The following is a 3,773-nucleotide window of genomic DNA, read 5'->3' as shown; positions in this document are numbered from 1 at the left end:
TTCATTGAAATCCACCAAAACCTCGTTGGCAGGCGGCTCGTCCCAGGGAAGCTCTAAAATGGATTTGAAGATGACCGGAAGCTGACCAAGTGTTGACCCAAAATGATTCGGGCTCAGATGCCCGGCCTGAAAACCATCCTCACTCTCTGTGTCCGGTACAATCACAATAAATGGCTCACTTCCTTCAATGTCCAGCGCGGCTAGGTCATCCACGCTTGCGGGAAGCTCCGCGCCCTCTTCGAGAACGGCGATTTCCATTTGCCCCATAGAGACCAAGCACCCGGAAGGGTCATTTTCATAATCAGACGCTATGGAGGCCATAAGACTTTCGAACACATTGAAAATACTTCTTGTAGCGTTGGCATCACGAATGTGCCACATCGCGTCTTCAGCGTCTGCCCAATAAAGATTCACCCCAGACGCATTCGAATCACCAGAGCGCTGAACTTCAACGGATTGATTTGATAATGCGATTAAGTCGACACTTTGAATGACATCCACTTCCTCAGAAGAAAGCTTTCGTACAATCGCGGGGAAATCATCGGTATTACCAAGTCCCAACCATCCGTCACGCCCAACCACAGCGTAACCATCAGGCCGCAAACGCATCACGACCGAATCTACGACTCCTCCGTCTGTTGAATAAACCGCCGTCCAGTCTTCCATGGTCTGGTCCGTTTGTTCTGCTACGGGGCCCACGTTGTAGTTGCCGCAACAGCTTATCGGTTCACCGGGTTCTTCCGGACCACCACAAGCAACCAAGCTGATCAAGAGACCGATACACACAAACACACGGTTGAATATTGGCGTGCTCTGATAGGGAACATTGAATCGTTGCATCTTGCTTGACTCTTTCGTGGTAGTTTTCTCGCCACAGACAACCAACCGCGACCTCAAGTTTTCACCACATAGAAAGCTTAACGGGTTCGGCCGCCTTTGCTTTTAAATGCATGAACGATGCCAGTTTAGACGGTTCTCTAATATCCTGCTTTTAAAAAGATTTCAGCAACCTGTCCCGAAAGCGCAATTTAAGAAACATCAATTGTTTACACAGAAAGTATCCAGATGGAGACAAAAGTGGAAGCTTGGCTCGGAATGAATTAGATCAGGATTAGATTAAGCAGCAATGCGACATGCACACATTCCTGCTTAATCATTTCTTAGAAGCATTTCTACAGAGCGCAACGAAAACCCTGGTCGGGGTATCGGGCGCCCGGACTGTACTCGCGATAAGAAGTGCGTAACTGGTCCGTATACCTGGCGAACGACCCGCCGCGCATAACACGATCGCTGCTGCCGCTTAGAGGACCTTCAGGATTTACCCAACCCTCAGCTGGTGTCTGCTCATAATAGTCCGAAATGTACCTGTCAGCAGCGTACTCCAAAACATTACCAGCCATATCCAATGCACCATAGGGGCTTGCACCTGCGCTTAAGCTTCCCACTGGCTGGGTTTCGCCGGGGCAATCCTCCAACCATGCTAAATCACAAGTCGGTCCCTCATTGCCCCAAGGATATTTTCGACCATCGGTGCCTCTCGCTGCTTTTTCCCACTCAGCCTCCGTGGGAAGCCGCTTACCAAGCCATTCACAATAACTTTTCGCTTCATTCCAATCTACAAAATTGATGGGATGATTTTCCAAGTTGTTATTATATGTATAAGAAGCTTCAGTTCCTCCATTGTATTCACACACACCGGCATCCACACATACTTTATAATCACCAGCCGTTACTTCTGTGATATCAATGTAAAACGCATCTAAATACACCTCGTGGTAAGGTGATTCATCATCTTGGCATTGATCATCCACTGCTTCATTGCAGCCCATCCAAAAATTACCAGCCGGCACAACCACCATGTTTTCAAGCGCAAAGTCTGATGAAATGACACATCCAGTGGAAAAATACTGGCAATCGCCTGGGCACACAGAACTTGTTACTTCAAAGCCTTCGTAAACATCTTGGCAAGAATAGATTTCACCTAATTCACATGCCTCAGTGTTTTCATGAATAAAACCATCACCGCAAAAAGCTGTTATGCAAGTACCATTTCGTCCACTGGGGCAAGCGTCTGTTAAACTTGCGTTGCCATCATCGCAGGTTTCGCCAAGGTTGGTTTGCGCAATACCGTCGCCACAATATGCAGGATAATTCCCAGAGCATGTGCTGTTGCAATGCTGGAAATATTCATATTGCTCACTGTTCAAATTACCCTCATCACACGCTTCCCCATCCGTCACTTCTTCGTCACCGCAGTGCTTGTTAAATCCATCACAACTGGCGGTGCAGCTTGGGTTTTCGCTGTAACTCTCAGCATCTACATTCTCGGTACCGCTGTCACACACTTCATCATCGGTGCGGTTGCCATCGCCGCAATAAGGCCGAATGCCAGTGCAAGTAGAGTTGCATTGCGCGGTGGTGCCAGGAAAATAACCTTCAGCGTTGCTTGGGCCGTTGTCGCAGACCTCATTCCCCGCCACAATGCCATCACCACACACGGTGGTAACAGCCGAGCAGTCAGGTGCGCAGTAATCATCGCCTAGCACATTGCCGTCGTCGCAAGCTTCCGTAGCGTCTTGAATGTTGTCTCCGCAGTGGGAGGCAAAACCTGTGCAAGCTTTGTTGCAGCGGTTGGGTCCGCCATAGGTGTCGGTGTTGTTGTCTGTACCTAAATCACAAACCTCACCACCATTTACGATGGCATCGCCGCAGTGAGGGGCAAGGCCATTGCACTCTAAATTGCAGCTGCCCTCTGTGCCATAAGCATCGGTGTTGGCTGCTCCTTGGTCACAAGACTCACCTCCGTTTTCGATATCATCACCACAGTGAGGGGCATAACCGTCGCAGCCGGGATTACATCGGCCAGCTAAGCCATACTCAAGGGTGTTGTCATCGCCATCATCGCAGGTCTCCCCTGCTTCTTGCACACCATTGCCGCAAAAAGGCTCACCATCGGTTACACATACCCTGGCCGTGCCATCATCGCTTACTTTACACTCAGCGCCGGCTGGGCATTCTGAATTATCCTCGCAAGACAGCACAATGCCATCGGGAATTTTTAAGTCAGCGGTACATGCGGAAGTGACACACAGCACGGCCAATACACCCATAAGATAACTTAGCTGAAATCTGCTATTCTTCATTATCGTCACCCTCACTAAGCAGCGCCCAGTCGGTGAACAGGCTCATCACCGCAGAGGTTAACGCCAGCGCTCCTCCAGCGATCAAGCCGATATTGCCTACCATCACATAACTCTCAGCCTTGCTTTGTGCATCATGAAATGGATTCAAGCCTTCGCCAGAATAGAATCCATCCCCTTGCCCTGCTCCACTGTTGTAATGCGTCACCTCCTTTTGCCCCAAAAGCGCAAAAGTTCCTCCCACCGCCAATGCCGCAACCGAGACGCCAATAGTTGCCAGTGTGGTAACTGCCCCAATGGGCGGAGGATTCAAACGCAGAAGCACCTTTTTGGCCACGCCGCGTTTGGTGCCCGGCCGATTGGGCCGGTTGGGATAAAGTTCCTCAACCGCTGGACCCACCGCCAAAAGAAACTCTTCACCATTACCAATAGCCAAACGCTTGTTTACGGTGCCCACCACCTCGGCTCGCCGCTGATTGATGCGGCGAATTAGAAAGCTGCGTCCATCGGACTCTTCGGTTAATCGGCCTGTGATGATTTCGTCCATACCCAAAGCGCCCGCAATTTCCGCCATGCATGCTTCATCCGCGTCACAGCCCATGGCTTGGCGCTGCGCTTCGAAATTAATCATCT

At 50.2% G+C, this 3,773-nt stretch carries 3 protein-coding genes; all 3 read right to left on the bottom strand.

What is annotated here, in order from left to right; all coding sequences use genetic code 11:
* Positions 1-840, bottom strand: an 840-nt coding sequence (locus HOK28_11715; protein ID MBT6433754.1) for a hypothetical protein, incomplete at its 3' end; no start/stop codon positions are given.
* Positions 841-1,172: 332 nt separating this feature from the next.
* Complete coding sequence (locus HOK28_11710; protein ID MBT6433753.1) at positions 1,173-3,143, bottom strand: SUMF1/EgtB/PvdO family nonheme iron enzyme; 1,971 nt, start codon at positions 3,141-3,143, stop codon at positions 1,173-1,175.
* On the bottom strand, positions 3,133-3,773 hold a 641-nt coding region (locus HOK28_11705; GenBank protein ID MBT6433752.1), incomplete at its 5' end, for a hypothetical protein. The genes HOK28_11705 and HOK28_11710, both read right to left, overlap by 11 nt.

The sequence above is a fragment of the Deltaproteobacteria bacterium genome, assembly GCA_018668695.1.
Taxonomy (GTDB): Bacteria; Myxococcota; XYA12-FULL-58-9; order XYA12-FULL-58-9; family JABJBS01; genus JABJBS01.
Note: the sequence above shows the minus strand (reverse complement) of the source record. Positions and strands in the feature narration are given on the sequence as shown.